Origin of the sequence: Massilia sp. CFBP9012, from assembly GCF_034045115.1 — a bacterium.
Lineage (GTDB): Bacteria > Pseudomonadota > Gammaproteobacteria > Burkholderiales > Burkholderiaceae_D > Telluria.
In genome coordinates, this window is sequence record NZ_JAXCWM010000006.1 from 345,272 (window position 1) to 359,792 (window position 14,521).

A 14,521-nucleotide genomic window follows, 5' to 3' on the forward strand; every position below is an offset into this window, starting at 1 on the left:
GGGCCAACGACTACCGTTGGCCCCAGCCTTATTTCAGCTTCGGCGTCGCAACCTGCACGTCGCCGCATTGCGCCCGGTTCATCAGCGCGTGGTCGATCAGCACCAGCGCCAGCATCGCTTCGGCGATTGGGGTCGCGCGGATGCCCACGCAGGGATCGTGGCGGCCGAAGGTTTCGACCGTCGCCGGATTGCCGGCCTTGTCGATCGAGCGGCGCGGCACGCGGATCGAGGACGTCGGCTTGATCGCCAGCGACACCGTGATGTCCTGGCCGGTCGAGATCCCGCCAAGCACCCCACCCGAGTGGTTGCCGACGAAGCCCTCGAGGGTCAGCTCGTCGCCATGTTCCGAACCGCGCTGCGCCACCGAGGCGAAGCCGGCGCCGATTTCCACGCCCTTGACCGCGTTAATCCCCATCATCGCATAGGCGATGTCGGCGTCGAGCTTGTCGTAGATCGGCTGGCCCAGGCCCACCGGCACGCCGCGCGCCACCACGTCGATGCGCGCGCCGATCGAGTCGCCGTCGCGCCGCAGCTGGTCCATCGCATCCTCCATGCGCTGCAGCAGGGCCGCGTCGCCGGTGGCGGCGAAGAAGGGATTGGCATGCACATGCTCCCAACCCTCGAACGGCACGGCGATATCGCCCAGCGCGCTCATATAACCCATCAGTTCGGTGCCGTACTTCTCGCGCAGCCACTTCTTGGCGACGGCGCCGGCGCCGACCACCGGCGCGGTCAGGCGCGCCGACGAACGGCCGCCGCCGCGCGGATCGCGCACGCCGTATTTATGCCAATAGGTATAGTCGGCATGGCCGGGGCGGAAGCTTTCGGCGATGTTGCCGTAGTCCTTGCTGCGCTGGTCTTCGTTGCGGATCAGGAGCGCGATCGGGGTGCCGGTAGTGACGCCCTGGTAGACGCCGGACAGGATCTCGACCCGGTCCGCCTCCTGGCGCTGGGTGACGTGACGCGAGGTGCCGGGCTTGCGACGGTCCAGTTCGGGCTGGATGTCGGCCTCGGAGAGGGTCATGCCGGGCGGGCAGCCGTCGATGACGCAGCCGATCGCGGGACCATGCGATTCGCCGAAGGTGGTGACGGAAAACAGCTTGCCAAATGTATTGCCGGACATGGGATTGATGAGTTCGGATTGATCGAATTACCATTTTAACAGGCGATCTGGCAAGCAGAAACGAACATCGACCGATCGACTGTCGCAATTATGTTTCCATAAGGATATATTTTTCACCAGCGAGCAGGATCGTGCCCTTGCCTTTTTACAATTGCATATATACTGAAGTTATCCATGCCGAGCCAATCTGGAGACGTAGCACATGCCAGTATCGATTACGCCTTCGGGACCACTGAAGGATGCCCGCATTGACGATGACCTCGTCAACGACGACCTCGTCTTTGCCGACGAAGCCGCCGCCGCCGCATCCCCGAGTCCAGCCTGGCGGATCCTGGTGGTCGATGACGATGCCGACGTGCACTCGACCACTACCTTCGCTCTCGGCAACGTCGAGATGCAGGGCCGCCCGCTGGTCTTCCTGCACGCTTATTCCGCCAGCGAGGCCTTCGAGCTGCTGGCGCATGAACACGATATCGCCGTCATCCTGCTGGACGTGGTGATGGAGCGCGCCGACGCCGGCCTGCGGCTGGTGCGCCGCATCCGCGACGAGCTGGGCCTGCACGACGTACGCATCATCCTGCGTACCGGCCAGCCCGGCTATGCGCCCGAGATGGAAGCCATCCGCGGCTACGACATCAACGATTACCGCACCAAGTCCGAGCTGACCCACACCAAGCTGTATACGACGGTGGCGGCCGCGATCCGCTCCTACCAGCAGATCCGCGCGCTCGAGGCCAACCGCATCGGCATGGAGCGCATCGTCGCCGCCTGCGCCGAGCTGATGGCCCTGCACGGCGTGCGCGACGTGGCGGCCGGCATCCTGGCCCAGACCGGGCGCCTGGTCGGCCAGCCGCCCGAGGGCGTGCTGTGCACCCGCGACAGTGGCCATAGCCGCCCCGAGACCCTGCGCGCGGTGGCCGCCGCCGGCGCCTGCCGCAACCTCGATGGCCGTGAACTGAGCGGCCAGTTCGCGGTCGCCGCCGAGCGCACCCTGCTCCAGCGCCAGTGCGGCGCCGAGGACGGCCTGCTGAACATGTACTTCCCGGGCAAGGCGGGCCGCGATTTCGTGGCCTGCATTCCGCTCGAACGGCCGATCGACGAGGTCGAGCGGCGCCTGCTGAAGGTGTTCTGCGGCATGGTGGCGGTGTGCCTCGACAACTGCGAGCTGGTCACCAGCCTGAACAAGTCGGCCTTCCACGACCCGCTCACCGGCCTGCCGAACCGCACCCGCATGGTCGAACTGCTCGACGCCATCTTGTCCGGCCCGCGCCGCACGACCTCGGTGCTGGCCCTGGTCGACCTCGACCATTTTGCCGAAACCAACGACGCCCTCGGCCACCATTTCGGCGACCTGCTGCTGGTGGCGGTCGGCCAGCGCCTGACGTCGCGCCTGGCGCCGGGCCTGGAGATCGGTCGCATCGGCGGCGACATCTTCTGCGTGCTGGGCGACGCCGACGCGGTGCAGCCGGCCCAGATCCAGGCCCTGTTCCGCGAATCGTTCCGCATCGACGGCCAGGACGTGCAGGTCTCGGCGACGCTCGGCCTGGTGCGCCTGCCGGAGCATGACGGCAGCGGCGCCGACGCCCTCAAGGATGCCGACATCGCGCTCAAGCGCGCCAAGTCGCAGCAGCGCGCCGGCCACTTCTATTTTTCGCGCAGCATGGGCGTCGAGATCCGCGAGCGGGTGCGCATGATGCACGCGCTGCGCAGCGGCTTCCAGCGCGGCCAGCTGTTCCTGCACTACCAGCCGCAGGTCGACCTGGCAACCAATCGCCCGTTCGGCGCCGAGGCGCTGCTGCGCTGGCGCCTGGACGACGGCCGCCTGGTGCCGCCCGACCGCTTCATCCCAATTGCCGAATACTCGGGCCTGATCGTCGAGATCGGCGAATGGGTGCTGCGCCAGGCCTGCGCCGAACTGATGCGCCTGCGCGCGGCGGGACACTGCGACTTCACGATGTCGGTGAACGTCTCGCAGGTGCAGTTCCGCCATCCGCACTTCGTCGACATGCTGCGCCGCGCGCTGCTCGACACGGGCGCGCCGCCCGACTACATCGAGCTCGAAATCACGGAATCGATGGCGATGGAAGAACCGGCGCTGCTGGTCGAGAAGCTGGCCCAGGTCAAGCGCACCGGCGTGTCGATCGCGATCGACGATTTCGGCACCGGCTTCTCGTCGCTCTCGCATCTGCAGCGCCTGCAGGTGGACCGGCTCAAGATCGACCGCACCTTCGTCACCGAAATCACGGGATCGGCGCGCGGCAGCAGCATCGCGCAGATGGTGGTGCAACTGGGCCGCAACCTGGGATTGTCGGTGATCGCCGAAGGGGTAGAGGACGAGCGCCAGGCGCAAATCCTGCGCCAGCTCGGCTGCCCGTTGGCGCAGGGCTTCCTGTATGCGCGTCCGCTGTCGCCGGAAGCGCTGCTGGAGTGGCTGGCGGGGAATCCGATGACGCGCGCGGCGTGATCGGATCGGCACAATTGACCCACGTCGTTCCCGCGCAGGCGGGTACCCAAGTCATTCGAGTCGCCTATACGATTCGCCGTTGCGCCAGCGCGGACTAACTTGGGTTCCCGCCTGCGCGGGAACGACGGCTAATCCGGCACCAACACCGGTCAATCCGGCGCGTTCTGCTCCGCCGGCCAATCGCGGATATACGCCTTGAGCATGCGGTTCTCGAAGCTTTGCGCTTCCAGCACGGCGCGCGCGACGTCGTAGAACGAGATCACGCCCAGCAGGGTGCGGGCGTCCATCACCGGCAGGTAGCGCGCGTGCTTCTCGAGCATGATGCGGCGCACTTCATTGACCTCGGTGTCCGGGGTCACGGTGATCGGGCTGTCGTCCATGTGACGGCGCACGGTGCCGGAACCGACCGCGCCGCCGTTCGCGTGCAGCGCCTTGAGCACTTCGCGGAAGGTCAGCATGCCGACCAGGTCGCCGTATTCCATTACCACCAGCGAACCGATATCGTTCTCGGACATCGTGGTCACCGCGTCGACCAGCGGCTGGTCAGGCGTTACGGTGTACAGGATATTGCCCTTCACTTGCAGGATTTCCGAAACTTTCATGTTCGCCACCCCCGCTTCGTCAATATTGCTGATACTGGATAAATTTGTATAAGGCATAACACCGACTGTAGCCTATGCTCGCCAAAAAATCCAGCGTTGCGCTGTATCATGGTGCAAGCTCGGTTTCACGATGGTGCAGCGCAGATTGCGCAACAAGCCATAACTGCTAGGATGCGCCATTCCCACTCACCACGAGTCCAGCATGAGCGCTCCCCGACCACCCGGTTTCGACACCCTGTCCCTGCACGCGGGCAGCGCCCCCGATCCCAGCACCGGCGCGCGCGCCACGCCGATCCATTTCACGTCCTCGTTCGCCTTCCGCGATTCCGACCACGGCGCCGCCCTCTTCAATATGGAACAGGCCGGCCATGTGTATTCGCGCATCTCGAACCCGACCAATGCGGTGCTGGAAGAACGCATCGCAGCGCTCGAAGGCGGCGTGGCCGGCATCGCCACCGCCAGCGGCCAGGCGGCCATGCACCTGGGTTTGACGACGCTGGTGGGCGCCGGCGACCATATCGTGGCCTCGCGCGCCCTGTACGGCGGCTCGCACAACCTGCTGGCCCATACCCTGCGCAGGTTCGGTGTCGAGACCACCTTCGTCGATCCGCGCGACCTCGATGCCTGGCGCGCCGCGATCCGGCCATCGACCAGATTGCTGTTCGGAGAGACGCTGGGCAATCCGCGGCTCGACGTGCTCGACATCCCGGCAATCTCGGAACTCGCGCACGCGCACGACCTGCCGCTGATGGTTGACGCAACCTTCACCACACCCTGGCTGCAGCGCCCCTTCGACCTGGGCGCCGACCTGCTGTTCCACTCGGCCACCAAATTCCTGTGCGGCCACGGCACTGCGATCGGTGGCCTGCTGGTCGATGGCGGCACCTTCGACTGGCAAGCGGCGCATGAACGGAGCGGCCGCTTTGCCACCCTGTGCGAGCCCTATGACGGCTTTCATGGCATGGTGTTCAGCGAAGAATCGACCGTTGGCGCCTTCGCCCTGCGTGCGCGGCGCGAAGGCTTGCGCGACTTTGGCGCGGCAATGAGCCCGCACAATGCCTTCGCCATCCTGCAAGGCGTCGAGACGCTCGGCCTGCGCATGGAGCGCCACGTCGCCAATACCCGGCGCGTGGTCGAGTTCCTCGCCGCGCATCCGATGGTGGCCTCGGTGTGCTCTCCGGAACTGGTATCGCACCCCGACCATGCGCTGGCGCAGCGCATCCTGCCGAAAGGCTGCGGCGCCGTCTTCACCTTCGAACTGAAGGGCGACCGCGCGGCCGGCCGCCGTTTCGCCGACGGTTTACAGGTGTTCTCGCATCTGGCGAACGTGGGCGACGCCAGGTCGCTCGTCATCCATCCCGCATCGACCACCCATTTCCGGGTGCCGGCCGAGCACCTGGCGGCCAGCGGGGTCACCGAAGGCCTGCTCCGCCTGTCGGTCGGGCTGGAAGACCCGGACGACCTGATCGACGACCTCAAGCGTGGCCTGAAGCTGGCCGCGAAGGGAGCCTGAGATGCTACTCGACGTCAATGGCCATCAAGTCTATTGCTACAGCGGCGGCAAGGCCTTCGACCCAGGCCTGCCGGCCGTCGTGCTGATCCACGGCGCGCAAAACGACCATTCGGTATGGGCCTTGCAAAGCCGCGCCCTCGCCCACCGCGGCTACGCGGTGCTGGCGCCGGATCTGCCTGGACACGGCCGCAGCAGCGGCCCGCCTTTGTCCACGGTCGAGGCCATGGCCGCCTGGGTGCTCGCCTTGCTCGACGCGGCCGGCGCCAGTCGCGCGCTGCTGGCCGGGCACAGCATGGGATCGCTGATCGCGCTGGAGGCAACCCACCTCGCGCCACAGCGCGTGAGCGGACTGGCGCTGCTCGGCGCCACCTACCCGATGCGGGTGTCGGACACGCTGCTGGAAGCCGCGCGCACCGAGCAGGACGCGGCCATCGAGATGGTCGCCGCCTGGTCGCATGCTTCCTGGCTGCCCGGCCCCTCGACCGCTGGCCCGGGCGCCTCGGTGATCAACACGGCGCAGCGCCTGATGCAGCGCATAGCGGCGCGCGGCGCGGATAGCCTGTTCCACACGGATTTCGCCGCCTGCAACGCATATGCCAACGGCGAGGCCGCGGCGGCCTCGGTCGCCTGCCCGACGCTATTCGTGCAGGGCAAGAAGGACATGATGACGCCGCCGCGCTCGGCGCAGTTGCTGACCGGCGGGGTCAAGCACGCCAGGGTCGTCGGCGTGGACGCCGGCCACGCGATGATGAGCGAAGCACCCGACGCGGTGCTCGACGCCCTGCTTCGCTTCGCCGCGGATGCCCGAGAGGCTGGGTCAAAAGGCTGAGACCGCTTAGTCTTCGGCCTCGCTGAACTTTCGGCTGGTCGCGCGCGCCTCGATATCGGCCATCACGGCTTCTTCGGGATCGCCGAAGTGCGCCGCCAGCGTCTGGTCCAGCCCCGCCTCGACCGCCTCCTCGACCTGCCGCGCCAGGTCGCCGGCGTCGAGCGCCAGCGGCGTGTCCGGTCCGCCATCTTCCCGCTGCATCGCCTCGGCCGCCGCGCAATCGAACACGAACAGCTTGTAGACATCGGCCAGGCGCAAGCTCCCCGGATCGGCCAGCAAGACCCAGTTCTCTTGATTACCGCCTCGATTGAAGCGCCAGCGGGCCCGCGCCGGGGCGTCATCCTGCACCCGCCCGACCCAGCCCTCGGCCACCATCCGGTCCAGCAGGCGCCCCATCTCGTCGTAGCCGATCCGGGTATGGTCGCGGATCGTGCTGCTGGCGACCAGCGCATTGCCGCTCAGCTTCGCGCTGCCGTGCAACACCTTGAGCACCGACATCGCGTCGACGAAGGCGCCGCCGGGCGCCGGCTGGTACCACCAGCGTTCATGCTTGACCACTGGCAGCGCCGCGCTCAGGACCGCGCCGACCAGCGTGATCATCCAGGTTACATAGATCCAGACCAGGAATAATGGCAATGCGGCCAGCGCGCCATAGATGATGGCGTAGGTCGGGAACTGGCGGATGAAGAGGCCAAAGCCGCGCTTGGCGATCTCGAAGGCGATCGCCGCCGCCAGCGCGCCCCAGAAGGCATCGCGCCAGGCCACCTTGCGGTTCGGCACCACGACGTACAGCAAGGTATAGCCAGCGGTGGTGACCGCCACCGAGGCCAGGGTGAAGAACAGGGTGCCGAGCAGGGACGCATCGCGCTCCAGGCCGCCCGTCACGTCCACCAGTTGTGAGGTAAAGCTGATCGACAGGCCGAACAGCAGCGGGCCCAGGGTCAGCAAGGCCCAGTAGACCAGCAGGCGCTGGGGCAGCGGGCGCGGCTGGCGCACGCTCCAGATCTGGTTGAACACGCGCTCGATCAGGCTCATCGTGGCGGCCGTGGTAAACAGCAGCGCCACCGCGCCCAGGGCCGACAGGCCCTTGGCCTTGTCGGCGAACTGGGTCAGGTTGCCGCTGATGGTGCTGGCGATCGCCTTGGGCATCAGGTTCTGCACGAACCAGGCGTCGAGCATCTCGCGCACCTGGCCGAAGGCCGGGAACATCGTGAAGATGGCCAGCACGATGGTCAGCAGCGGCACCAGGGCCAGGGTCGTGGTGAAGGTCAGGCTGCCCGCCACCTGCGGCAGGCGCTCTTCGCCCAGGCGGCGCGCGGCAAAGCGCACCAGGTTGCGCACTTCCGGCCAGGTCAGGCCGCGCTCGTCGCTGCCATTGACGAACTCACCGCCGGCACGCGACAAGCCTTCTACCGTCTTGTTCAGCATGGTGTTGGATTCACCGTATTCGTCATTGTCGCCAACATGTTATTTCAACAAACCGCACTATAATACCAAGGATGAACACGACCCCTCTGAGCATCCTCGTCCTCTACTATTCGCGCCATGGCGCCACCCGCAAGCTGGCCGAGCTGATTGCCCAGGGCGTCGACAGCGTGCCGGGGGCCGAAGCGCGGCTGCGCACCGTGCCGCCTGTCTCGTCGGTGGCCGAAGCGACCGCGCCCGGGATTCCCGATCAGGGCTCGCCCTATGTCGACCATGACGACCTGCGCGAATGCGCCGGGCTGGCGCTGGGCTCGCCTACGCGCTTCGGCAATATGGCTGCGAGCATGAAATACTTCCTCGACGGCACCGCGACCGAATGGGTCAACGGATCGCTGTCCGGCAAGCCGGCTGTCGTGTTCGCCTCCACCGGCAGCCTGCATGGCGGCCAGGAGGCGACCCTGCTGTCGATGATGATCCCCTTGCTGCACCACGGAATGATGGTGATGGGCCTGCCCTATACCCATCCCGAATTGATGAACACCGCCAGCGGCGGCAGCCCCTACGGCGCGACCCACTGGGCCGGCGTCGATGGCAAGCGCCCCGTCACCGAAGAAGAGCGTACGCTGACGATTGCGCTCGGTCGCCGCCTGGCAGAGGCGGCCCTGAAACTGCAGGGAAGCCGCTGATGGGAACAGGGAAAAAAGTCTTTCATATGGGGGCGATCGCCAGCCTGATCTGGCTGATCGGCTGGCTGGTCGCCTGGGAAGCCTTCGTGGCGCCCCTGCAGCCAGGTAGCTGGCTGCTGGCCCTGAAGGCCTTGCCCCTGTTGCTGCCGCTGCGCGGCGTCATCAAGCGCGACCTCTACACCCTGCAATGGTCGTCGATGCTGATCCTGATCTATTTTGCCGAAGGCGTGGTGCGCGCCTGGGCCGACCAGAGCGCGGCCTCGCGCCATATGGCCATCGGCGAGATCGCCCTGGTCGTGGTGTATTACTTCTGTGCCCTGCTCTATCTGCGCCCGTACAAGAAAGAGGCGCAGCGCCTGGCCAAGGAGTTGCTGGACAAGGTCAAAGTGCCGCATGGCTGAGGGTTTATTGGCGCGCTGCCGCGCGATCGTCGGCGACGCCTACGTCATTACCGATGATGCGACGATGGCGCCCTTCATGGCCGACTGGCGCGGCCGCTACAGTGGACGCGGCCTGGCGGTCGTACTCCCCCTGGATACCGCGCAAGTGGCCGCCATCGTCGCCGCCTGCGCCGCAGCGCGCGTGCCCATCGTCCCGCAAGGCGGCCGCACCGGCCTGGTCATGGGCAGCGTGCCCGACACCTCGGGCGCGGCCGTCGTGCTGTCGCTGCGGCGGCTCAACCGCATCCGCGCCATCGATCCCTTGAACCGCACCATGACGGTGGAGGCCGGCTGCATCCTGGCCGACGTGCAGGCCGCGGCCAGCGAAGCCGGGATGCTGTATCCGCTGTCGCTGGCGGCCGAAGGCAGTTGCACGATCGGCGGCAACCTGTCGACCAATGCCGGCGGCACCGCCGTCCTGCGTTACGGCAACACCCGCGAGCTGTGCCTGGGCCTGGAAGTCGTCAACGCCCAGGGCGAGGTCTGGGATGGCTTGCGCGGCCTGCGCAAGGACAATACCGGCTATGCGCTGCGCGAACTCTTCATCGGCGCCGAGGGCACGCTGGGCGTGATCACGGCGGCGGTGCTGAAACTGTATCCGGCGCCGCGCGCGGCGCTCACCGCCCTGGTCGCCCTCGATTCGCCGCGCCAGGCCGTCGAATTGCTCGGCCTGCTGCAGGCGCGCTGTGGGGCGGCGCTGACCGGCTTCGAGCTGATGTCGGCCTTCTGCCTGGACCTGGTCGCGGCGCAATTTCCCGACCTGCCGCGGCCGTTCGCGGATCGCCATCCGCAATACGCCTTGGTCGAGCTCTCCAGCAATGAATCGGATGCACACGCCCACGGGCTGCTGGAATCGAGCATCGGAGAGGCGCTGGAAGCCGGCGTCGCGCGCGACGCCGTGGTGGCCACTTCGAACAAGCAGGCGCTGGACCTGTGGCGGCTGCGCGAGCACATCCCGCTGGCGCAGGCAGCGGCCGGCAAGAACATCAAGCACGATATTTCGCTGGCAGTGTCGCGCATCCCCGACTTCGTCGCGCGCGCCGACGCCGCACTGCAGGCAGCCTTTCCCGGCTGCCAGCCGGTCACCTTCGGCCACCTGGGCGACGGCAACCTGCACTACAACGTCGCGCCGCCGGCCGGGGAATCGCACGAGGCCTTCCTGGCGCACCAGGCGGCCGTCAATCGCATTGTGCACGACCTGGTGGCGGATTGCGGCGGCTCGATCTCGGCCGAGCACGGCATCGGCATGCTCAAGCGTGAAGAACTGGCGCGCTACAAGTCGCCGGTCGAACTTGGCATGATGCGTGCCATCAAAGCCGCGCTCGACCCGCTCGGCATCATGAATCCTGGGAAGATACTATGACCAGGAGTCGCGCATGCACCGCTTGCTCTCGATCGCCACGGCCTGCATCCTGTGCCAGGCCCAGCCTCAGGCCGCTGGCGCCATCTATAAATGCCATGAAGGCGGCCGCGTGACCTACGCCGACCGTCCCTGCGCCGGCGCCGGCGCCGAACTGGCGCTGCGCGCCGCGCCACCACCCGATCCTGAAACGCAGGCGCGCATGACCCGCGCGCGCGACATGGTCCTCGAGATCGACAAATCGCGCGCCGAGCAGGCGCTGCGCGATGAGCGTGACGGCGAGCGCGCCCGGCGCGCGGTGCTGGCCCTGCGCAAGCGCTGCGACAAGCTGCGCCTGCAGCGCCAGTGGCTCGAGGAAGACCTGGCAAGAACACGGGGCGACGCGAAAGAGGCGGCCCGCATCAAGGTACGGCGCCAGGCCGAGACATTGGCGGTGGAATGCCCGGCCTGAGCCAGCTGTCGCGCTGGCTGCTACTCGGCGAGTGGCGCGCGCATCCGGTGCGGGCGCTGGTCGCCATCGCGGCGATCGCCGTCGGAGTGGCCATGGGCTTTGCCATCCACCTGATCAACGCCGCCGCCTTCAACGAATTCTCGGCCGCCGTCAAGAGCCTGTCGGGCCAGGCCGACATAAGGGTAGAGGGCCGCGAGCCGTTCTTCGACGAATCCGTCTACCCCTTCCTGGCCGAGCATCCCGAGGTGGCGCTGGCCTCGCCCATCCTCGACGTCCAGGCCGGCGTGCCGGGCGCCGACGGTCCGCTGCGCATCGTCGGCATCGACCCGTTTCGCGCCGGCGCCATCTCGCCCGACCTGCTCGGGGTGACGGACGAAGGTCGCCGCCTCGACATCCTGGCCGACGACGCGCTGTTCCTGTCGCCGGCGGCCCAGGCCTGGCTGGATAAACGGCGCGGTGACTCCCTGGTGCTGCGCGCCGGTACCGGCGAAGTCGCGCTGCGCGTGGCCGGCCCGGTGCAGCGCGCCCGCGCCGGCCAGCGCCTGGCGGTGATGGACATCGGCGCTGCCCAGTGGCGCCTCAACCGGCTCGGCCAGCTGTCGCGGGTCGACCTCAAACTGCGCGACGGCATCGACCGCGCAGCCTTCCAGCGCAGCCTCGCCGCCCAACTGGATAAAACCTGGCCGGGCCGCTTCACGGTTGGCCAGCCGAACGACGCCGACCAGGAAAGCCGCACCGCGAACATGAGCCGCGCCTACCGCGTCAACCTGACCGTGCTGGCCCTGGTGGCGCTGTTCACCGGCGCCTTCCTCGTGTTTTCGACCCAGGCGCTGTCGGTGATGCGCCGGCGCAGCCAGTTCGCGCTGCTGCGGGTGCTGGGCCTCGAACGGGGCCAGTTGCTGCGCCAGGTGCTGCTCGAAGGGGGCAGCCTGGGCGTGCTCGGCGCGTTGCTCGGCATCGGCGCCGGCTATGCGCTGGCGGGGGCCGCGCTGCATTTCTTTGGCGGCGACCTCGGCGCCGGCTACTTCCCCGGCATTCGCCCGCAGGTGGCGTTCACGCCCGGCGCCGCCATCGTGTTCTTCGCGCTGGGCCTGGGCGTGGCCCTGCTGGGCTGCCTGGCGCCGGCCTGGGAGGCGGCGCGCGCACGGCCGGCGGTGGCCATCAAGTCCGGGGCCGACGAAGCGCCGCTCACACGCCTGGCGCGGGTCTGGCCCTCGTTCGTGTGCCTGGCGCTGGCCGCCGCATTTTCCTTCGCGCCCCCGGTGTTCGAACTGCCCTTGTTCGGCTACCTGGCGATCGCCCTGCTGCTGGTCGGCGGCATCGGCCTGATGCCGCGCTTCGCGGCGCTGACTTTCCGCGCGCTCGAAGCCTCGCTTGCGCGTAACAAGCGCAATCCGACGGTGCTGGCGCTGTCGCTGGCGCGACTGGCCAATGCACCGGGCCAGGCCTCGATCGCCCTGGGCGGCATCCTGGCCAGCTTCAGCCTGATGGTGGCGATGGGGATCATGGTGTCGAGCTTCCGGGTCTCGGTCGACGACTGGATGGGCCACATCCTGCCGGCCGACCTGTACGTACGCACGGTCGATGCCGGCGGCACCGGCTTCCTGAGCCGTGAGCAGCAGTCCGCCCTGGCGAGCCTGCCCGGCGTCGAGAAGGTGCAATTCCTGCGCACCCGGCGCGTGTCATTGGCGCCCGAGCGGCCGCCGATCGTCGTCATCGCCCGCGACATTGATGCGAGCGACCCGGCGCGCGTGCTGTACCTGGTCGGAGAGTCCGCAGCGATTCCGGCAGGCGCCCGGCCGGCCTGGGTGTCGGAAGCGATGCTCGACCTGTACGGCGCCCGCGTCGGCCAGCGACTGCGCCTGCCGCTGGGCGGCGGCGAGGCCGGATTCTTCATCGCCGGCGCCTGGCGCGACTACGCCAACCAGGGCGGCTCGGTCGTGATCCAGCTGGGGGACTACCGCCGGCTGACGGGCGAACGCGAGGTCACCGACGCCGCCTTGTGGAGCGCGCGCGGCGTGGACGCCGCGACGCTGGAGGGCAGCCTGCGCGCGCTGCCATTCGGAGCGTCGCTGAACATGATGCGGCCCGGCGACATCCGCGCCACCAGCCTCAAGATCTTCGACCGCAGTTTCGCCGTCACTTACCTGCTCGAGGCGATCGCGATCGCGATCGGCCTCTCGGGCATCGCGGCAAGTTTTTCGGCCCAGACTTTGGCAAGGGCGCGAGAATTCGGTATGCTGCGCCACGTCGGCGTCACCCGGCGCCAGGTCTTGCAGCTGCTCGCCTTCGAAGGCGGCCTGCTCACGAGCCTCGGCGTCGTCGCCGGCTTCGCGCTCGGGCTGGTGATCAGCCTGATCCTGGTGTACGTGATCAACCCACAGTCCTTCCACTGGACCATGGGCTTGCACCTGCCCTGGCCCCTGCTTGGCAGCGTGGCCGCGGTATTGGTCGCGGCATCGGTTGCTACCGCGCTCGTTTCGGGTCGCCAGGCTTTGTCCGGCGGTCCGGTGCGCGCGGTCAGAGAGGATTGGTAATGCGTTTTATTCTGTGCCTGCTGGTGTTGCTGTCGTTGTCTGCCCATGCTGCGGCGCCCGTGTATGCGCCGGTCACCCCTGGCGCCGGCCTGTCGTTCCCGCGCGACTACGGCGCGCATCCCGAATTTCGCACCGAGTGGTGGTACGTCACCGGCTGGGTCGAGACGCCGGACAAGCGCCCACTCGGCTTCCAGGTCACGTTCTTTCGCAGCCGCACGGGTGCCGACAATGCCAACCCGAGCCACTTCGCTCCGCGCCAGCTGGTGATCGGCCACGCGGCACTGTCCGATCCCCAGGTCGGCCGCCTGGTGCACGACGAGCGCAGCGCACGCGAAGGCTTCAGCATGGCCTGGGCCCGGCCCGGCAACACCGACCTGAAACTGGACGACTGGCGCATGGTGCGCGACGCGAACGGCGTCTACCGCGTCACCATCCGCTCCAACCAGCTGACGCTCGAACTGCGCCTGAAGCCGACCCAGCCGGTGCTGGTGCAGGGCCAGGGCGGCTATTCGCGCAAGGGCCCCAGCTCCCAGCATGCGAGCTACTACTACAGCGAACCGCACCTCGAGGTGTCCGGCACGGTCGGACGCGCCGGCATGGCCGCCACCCAGGTGACCGGCAGCGCATGGCTCGACCACGAATGGTCGAGCGAGGCGCTGCAGCCGGACGCGGTGGGCTGGGATTGGGTCGGCGCCAACCTCGACGACGGCGGGGCCCTGATGGCTTTCCAGATCCGCGACCGTCAAGGTGGTAAACTATGGGCGCACGCTACCCGGCGCGACAAGGCCGGCAAGGTGGTGCACTACGCGCCCGAGCAGATCGCGTTCGCGCCGCAGACGCACTGGAAGTCGCCGCGCACCGGCGCCACGTATCCGATCGCGACCACGATCACCACGGGCGGCCAGAGCTGGCAGGTGGTGCCGCTGCAGCAGGACCAGGAACTCGATTCGCGCCGCTCGACCGGCGCCGTGTACTGGGAAGGCGCGGTCACAATCGAGCAGGACGGCCGCCGGGTGGGCCGCGGCTACCTCGAGATGACGGGCTATGTGCAGCCCATGAAGCTCTGAATGAACAACGATAATAAGAACGAT

12 protein-coding genes are annotated in these 14,521 nt (G+C 67.8%); 9 read left to right on the plus strand and 3 right to left on the minus strand.

Annotation, left to right across the window (positions count from 1 at the left end; all coding sequences use genetic code 11):
* Positions 1–28 precede the first annotated feature (28 nt).
* Entirely contained in the window at positions 29–1,123 is a 1,095-nt protein-coding gene (aroC, locus tag SOM61_RS12470; protein ID WP_320474390.1) for a chorismate synthase, read from the minus strand.
* A 202-nt stretch (positions 1,124–1,325) separates the two neighbouring features.
* Here aroC and SOM61_RS12475 point away from each other — a divergent pair, with 202 nt between their 5' ends.
* Positions 1,326–3,587, plus strand: a complete 2,262-nt coding sequence (locus SOM61_RS12475; protein WP_320474391.1) for a GGDEF/EAL domain-containing response regulator — start codon at positions 1,326–1,328, stop codon at positions 3,585–3,587.
* A 149-nt stretch (positions 3,588–3,736) separates the two neighbouring features.
* Here SOM61_RS12475 and SOM61_RS12480 read toward each other — a convergent pair whose 3' ends face one another.
* Positions 3,737–4,189, minus strand: coding sequence for a CBS domain-containing protein (locus SOM61_RS12480; RefSeq protein WP_137176105.1), 453 nt, complete (start codon positions 4,187–4,189; stop codon positions 3,737–3,739).
* Positions 4,190–4,391: 202 nt separating this feature from the next.
* Between SOM61_RS12480 and SOM61_RS12485 the strand changes: the two genes are divergently transcribed.
* Both SOM61_RS12485 and SOM61_RS12490 read left to right on the plus strand, forming a co-directional pair.
* On the plus strand, positions 4,392–5,702 hold the full coding sequence (locus SOM61_RS12485) for an O-acetylhomoserine aminocarboxypropyltransferase (RefSeq protein ID WP_320474392.1): 1,311 nt from the start codon (positions 4,392–4,394) through the stop codon (positions 5,700–5,702).
* A 1-nt stretch (position 5,703) separates the two neighbouring features.
* The gene (locus SOM61_RS12490) at positions 5,704–6,531 is read left to right on the plus strand and encodes an alpha/beta fold hydrolase (RefSeq protein ID WP_320474393.1); all 828 of its coding nucleotides are present in this window, start codon (positions 5,704–5,706) and stop codon (positions 6,529–6,531) included.
* Positions 6,532–6,537: 6 nt separating this feature from the next.
* Here SOM61_RS12490 and SOM61_RS12495 read toward each other — a convergent pair whose 3' ends face one another.
* Positions 6,538–7,959: a YihY family inner membrane protein gene (locus tag SOM61_RS12495; protein WP_320474394.1), complete on the minus strand. Its 1,422-nt coding sequence runs from the start codon at positions 7,957–7,959 to the stop codon at positions 6,538–6,540.
* A 71-nt stretch (positions 7,960–8,030) separates the two neighbouring features.
* On the opposite strand from SOM61_RS12495, the gene wrbA reads away from it, so the two are divergent.
* From wrbA to SOM61_RS12525, 6 genes are read left to right on the plus strand one after another with little or no spacing between them, the layout of a single operon-like run.
* The gene (gene wrbA, locus SOM61_RS12500) at positions 8,031–8,642 is read left to right on the plus strand and encodes an NAD(P)H:quinone oxidoreductase (protein ID WP_320474395.1); all 612 of its coding nucleotides are present in this window, start codon (positions 8,031–8,033) and stop codon (positions 8,640–8,642) included.
* Positions 8,642–9,043: a DUF2069 domain-containing protein gene (locus SOM61_RS12505; protein ID WP_147936914.1), complete on the plus strand. Its 402-nt coding sequence runs from the start codon at positions 8,642–8,644 to the stop codon at positions 9,041–9,043. Before wrbA ends, SOM61_RS12505 begins: the two co-directional genes overlap by 1 nt.
* A complete protein-coding gene (locus tag SOM61_RS12510; protein ID WP_320474396.1) occupies positions 9,036–10,445 on the plus strand; it encodes an FAD-binding oxidoreductase in 1,410 nt (469 codons plus the stop codon). The genes SOM61_RS12505 and SOM61_RS12510 overlap by 8 nt, the downstream gene beginning before the upstream one ends.
* Positions 10,446–10,458: 13 nt before the next feature.
* The gene (locus SOM61_RS12515; RefSeq protein WP_320474397.1) at positions 10,459–10,893 is read left to right on the plus strand and encodes a DUF4124 domain-containing protein; all 435 of its coding nucleotides are present in this window, start codon (positions 10,459–10,461) and stop codon (positions 10,891–10,893) included.
* Positions 10,881–13,430, plus strand: a complete 2,550-nt coding sequence (locus SOM61_RS12520; protein ID WP_320474398.1) for an ABC transporter permease — start codon at positions 10,881–10,883, stop codon at positions 13,428–13,430. The genes SOM61_RS12515 and SOM61_RS12520 overlap by 13 nt, the downstream gene beginning before the upstream one ends.
* Complete coding sequence (locus SOM61_RS12525) at positions 13,430–14,497, plus strand: lipocalin-like domain-containing protein (protein ID WP_320474399.1); 1,068 nt, start codon at positions 13,430–13,432, stop codon at positions 14,495–14,497. Before SOM61_RS12520 ends, SOM61_RS12525 begins: the two co-directional genes overlap by 1 nt.
* The last annotated feature ends 24 nt before the right edge of the window (positions 14,498–14,521 follow it).

Excerpts from the sequence above, each read along its gene's own strand:
- aroC (WP_320474390.1), bottom strand. The coding sequence starts at position 1,123 with ATGTCCGGCAATACATTTGGCAAGCTGTTTTCCGTCACCACCTTCGGC.
- SOM61_RS12475 (WP_320474391.1), top strand. The coding sequence starts at position 1,326 with ATGCCAGTATCGATTACGCCTTCGGGACCACTGAAGGATGCCCGCATT.
- SOM61_RS12480 (WP_137176105.1), bottom strand. The coding sequence starts at position 4,189 with ATGAAAGTTTCGGAAATCCTGCAAGTGAAGGGCAATATCCTGTACACC.
- SOM61_RS12485 (WP_320474392.1), top strand. The coding sequence starts at position 4,392 with ATGAGCGCTCCCCGACCACCCGGTTTCGACACCCTGTCCCTGCACGCG.
- SOM61_RS12490 (WP_320474393.1), top strand. The coding sequence starts at position 5,704 with ATGCTACTCGACGTCAATGGCCATCAAGTCTATTGCTACAGCGGCGGC.
- SOM61_RS12495 (WP_320474394.1), bottom strand. The coding sequence starts at position 7,959 with ATGCTGAACAAGACGGTAGAAGGCTTGTCGCGTGCCGGCGGTGAGTTC.
- wrbA (WP_320474395.1), top strand. The coding sequence starts at position 8,031 with ATGAACACGACCCCTCTGAGCATCCTCGTCCTCTACTATTCGCGCCAT.
- SOM61_RS12505 (WP_147936914.1), top strand. The coding sequence starts at position 8,642 with ATGGGAACAGGGAAAAAAGTCTTTCATATGGGGGCGATCGCCAGCCTG.
- SOM61_RS12510 (WP_320474396.1), top strand. The coding sequence starts at position 9,036 with ATGGCTGAGGGTTTATTGGCGCGCTGCCGCGCGATCGTCGGCGACGCC.
- SOM61_RS12515 (WP_320474397.1), top strand. The coding sequence starts at position 10,459 with ATGCACCGCTTGCTCTCGATCGCCACGGCCTGCATCCTGTGCCAGGCC.
- SOM61_RS12520 (WP_320474398.1), top strand. The coding sequence starts at position 10,881 with ATGCCCGGCCTGAGCCAGCTGTCGCGCTGGCTGCTACTCGGCGAGTGG.
- SOM61_RS12525 (WP_320474399.1), top strand. The coding sequence starts at position 13,430 with ATGCGTTTTATTCTGTGCCTGCTGGTGTTGCTGTCGTTGTCTGCCCAT.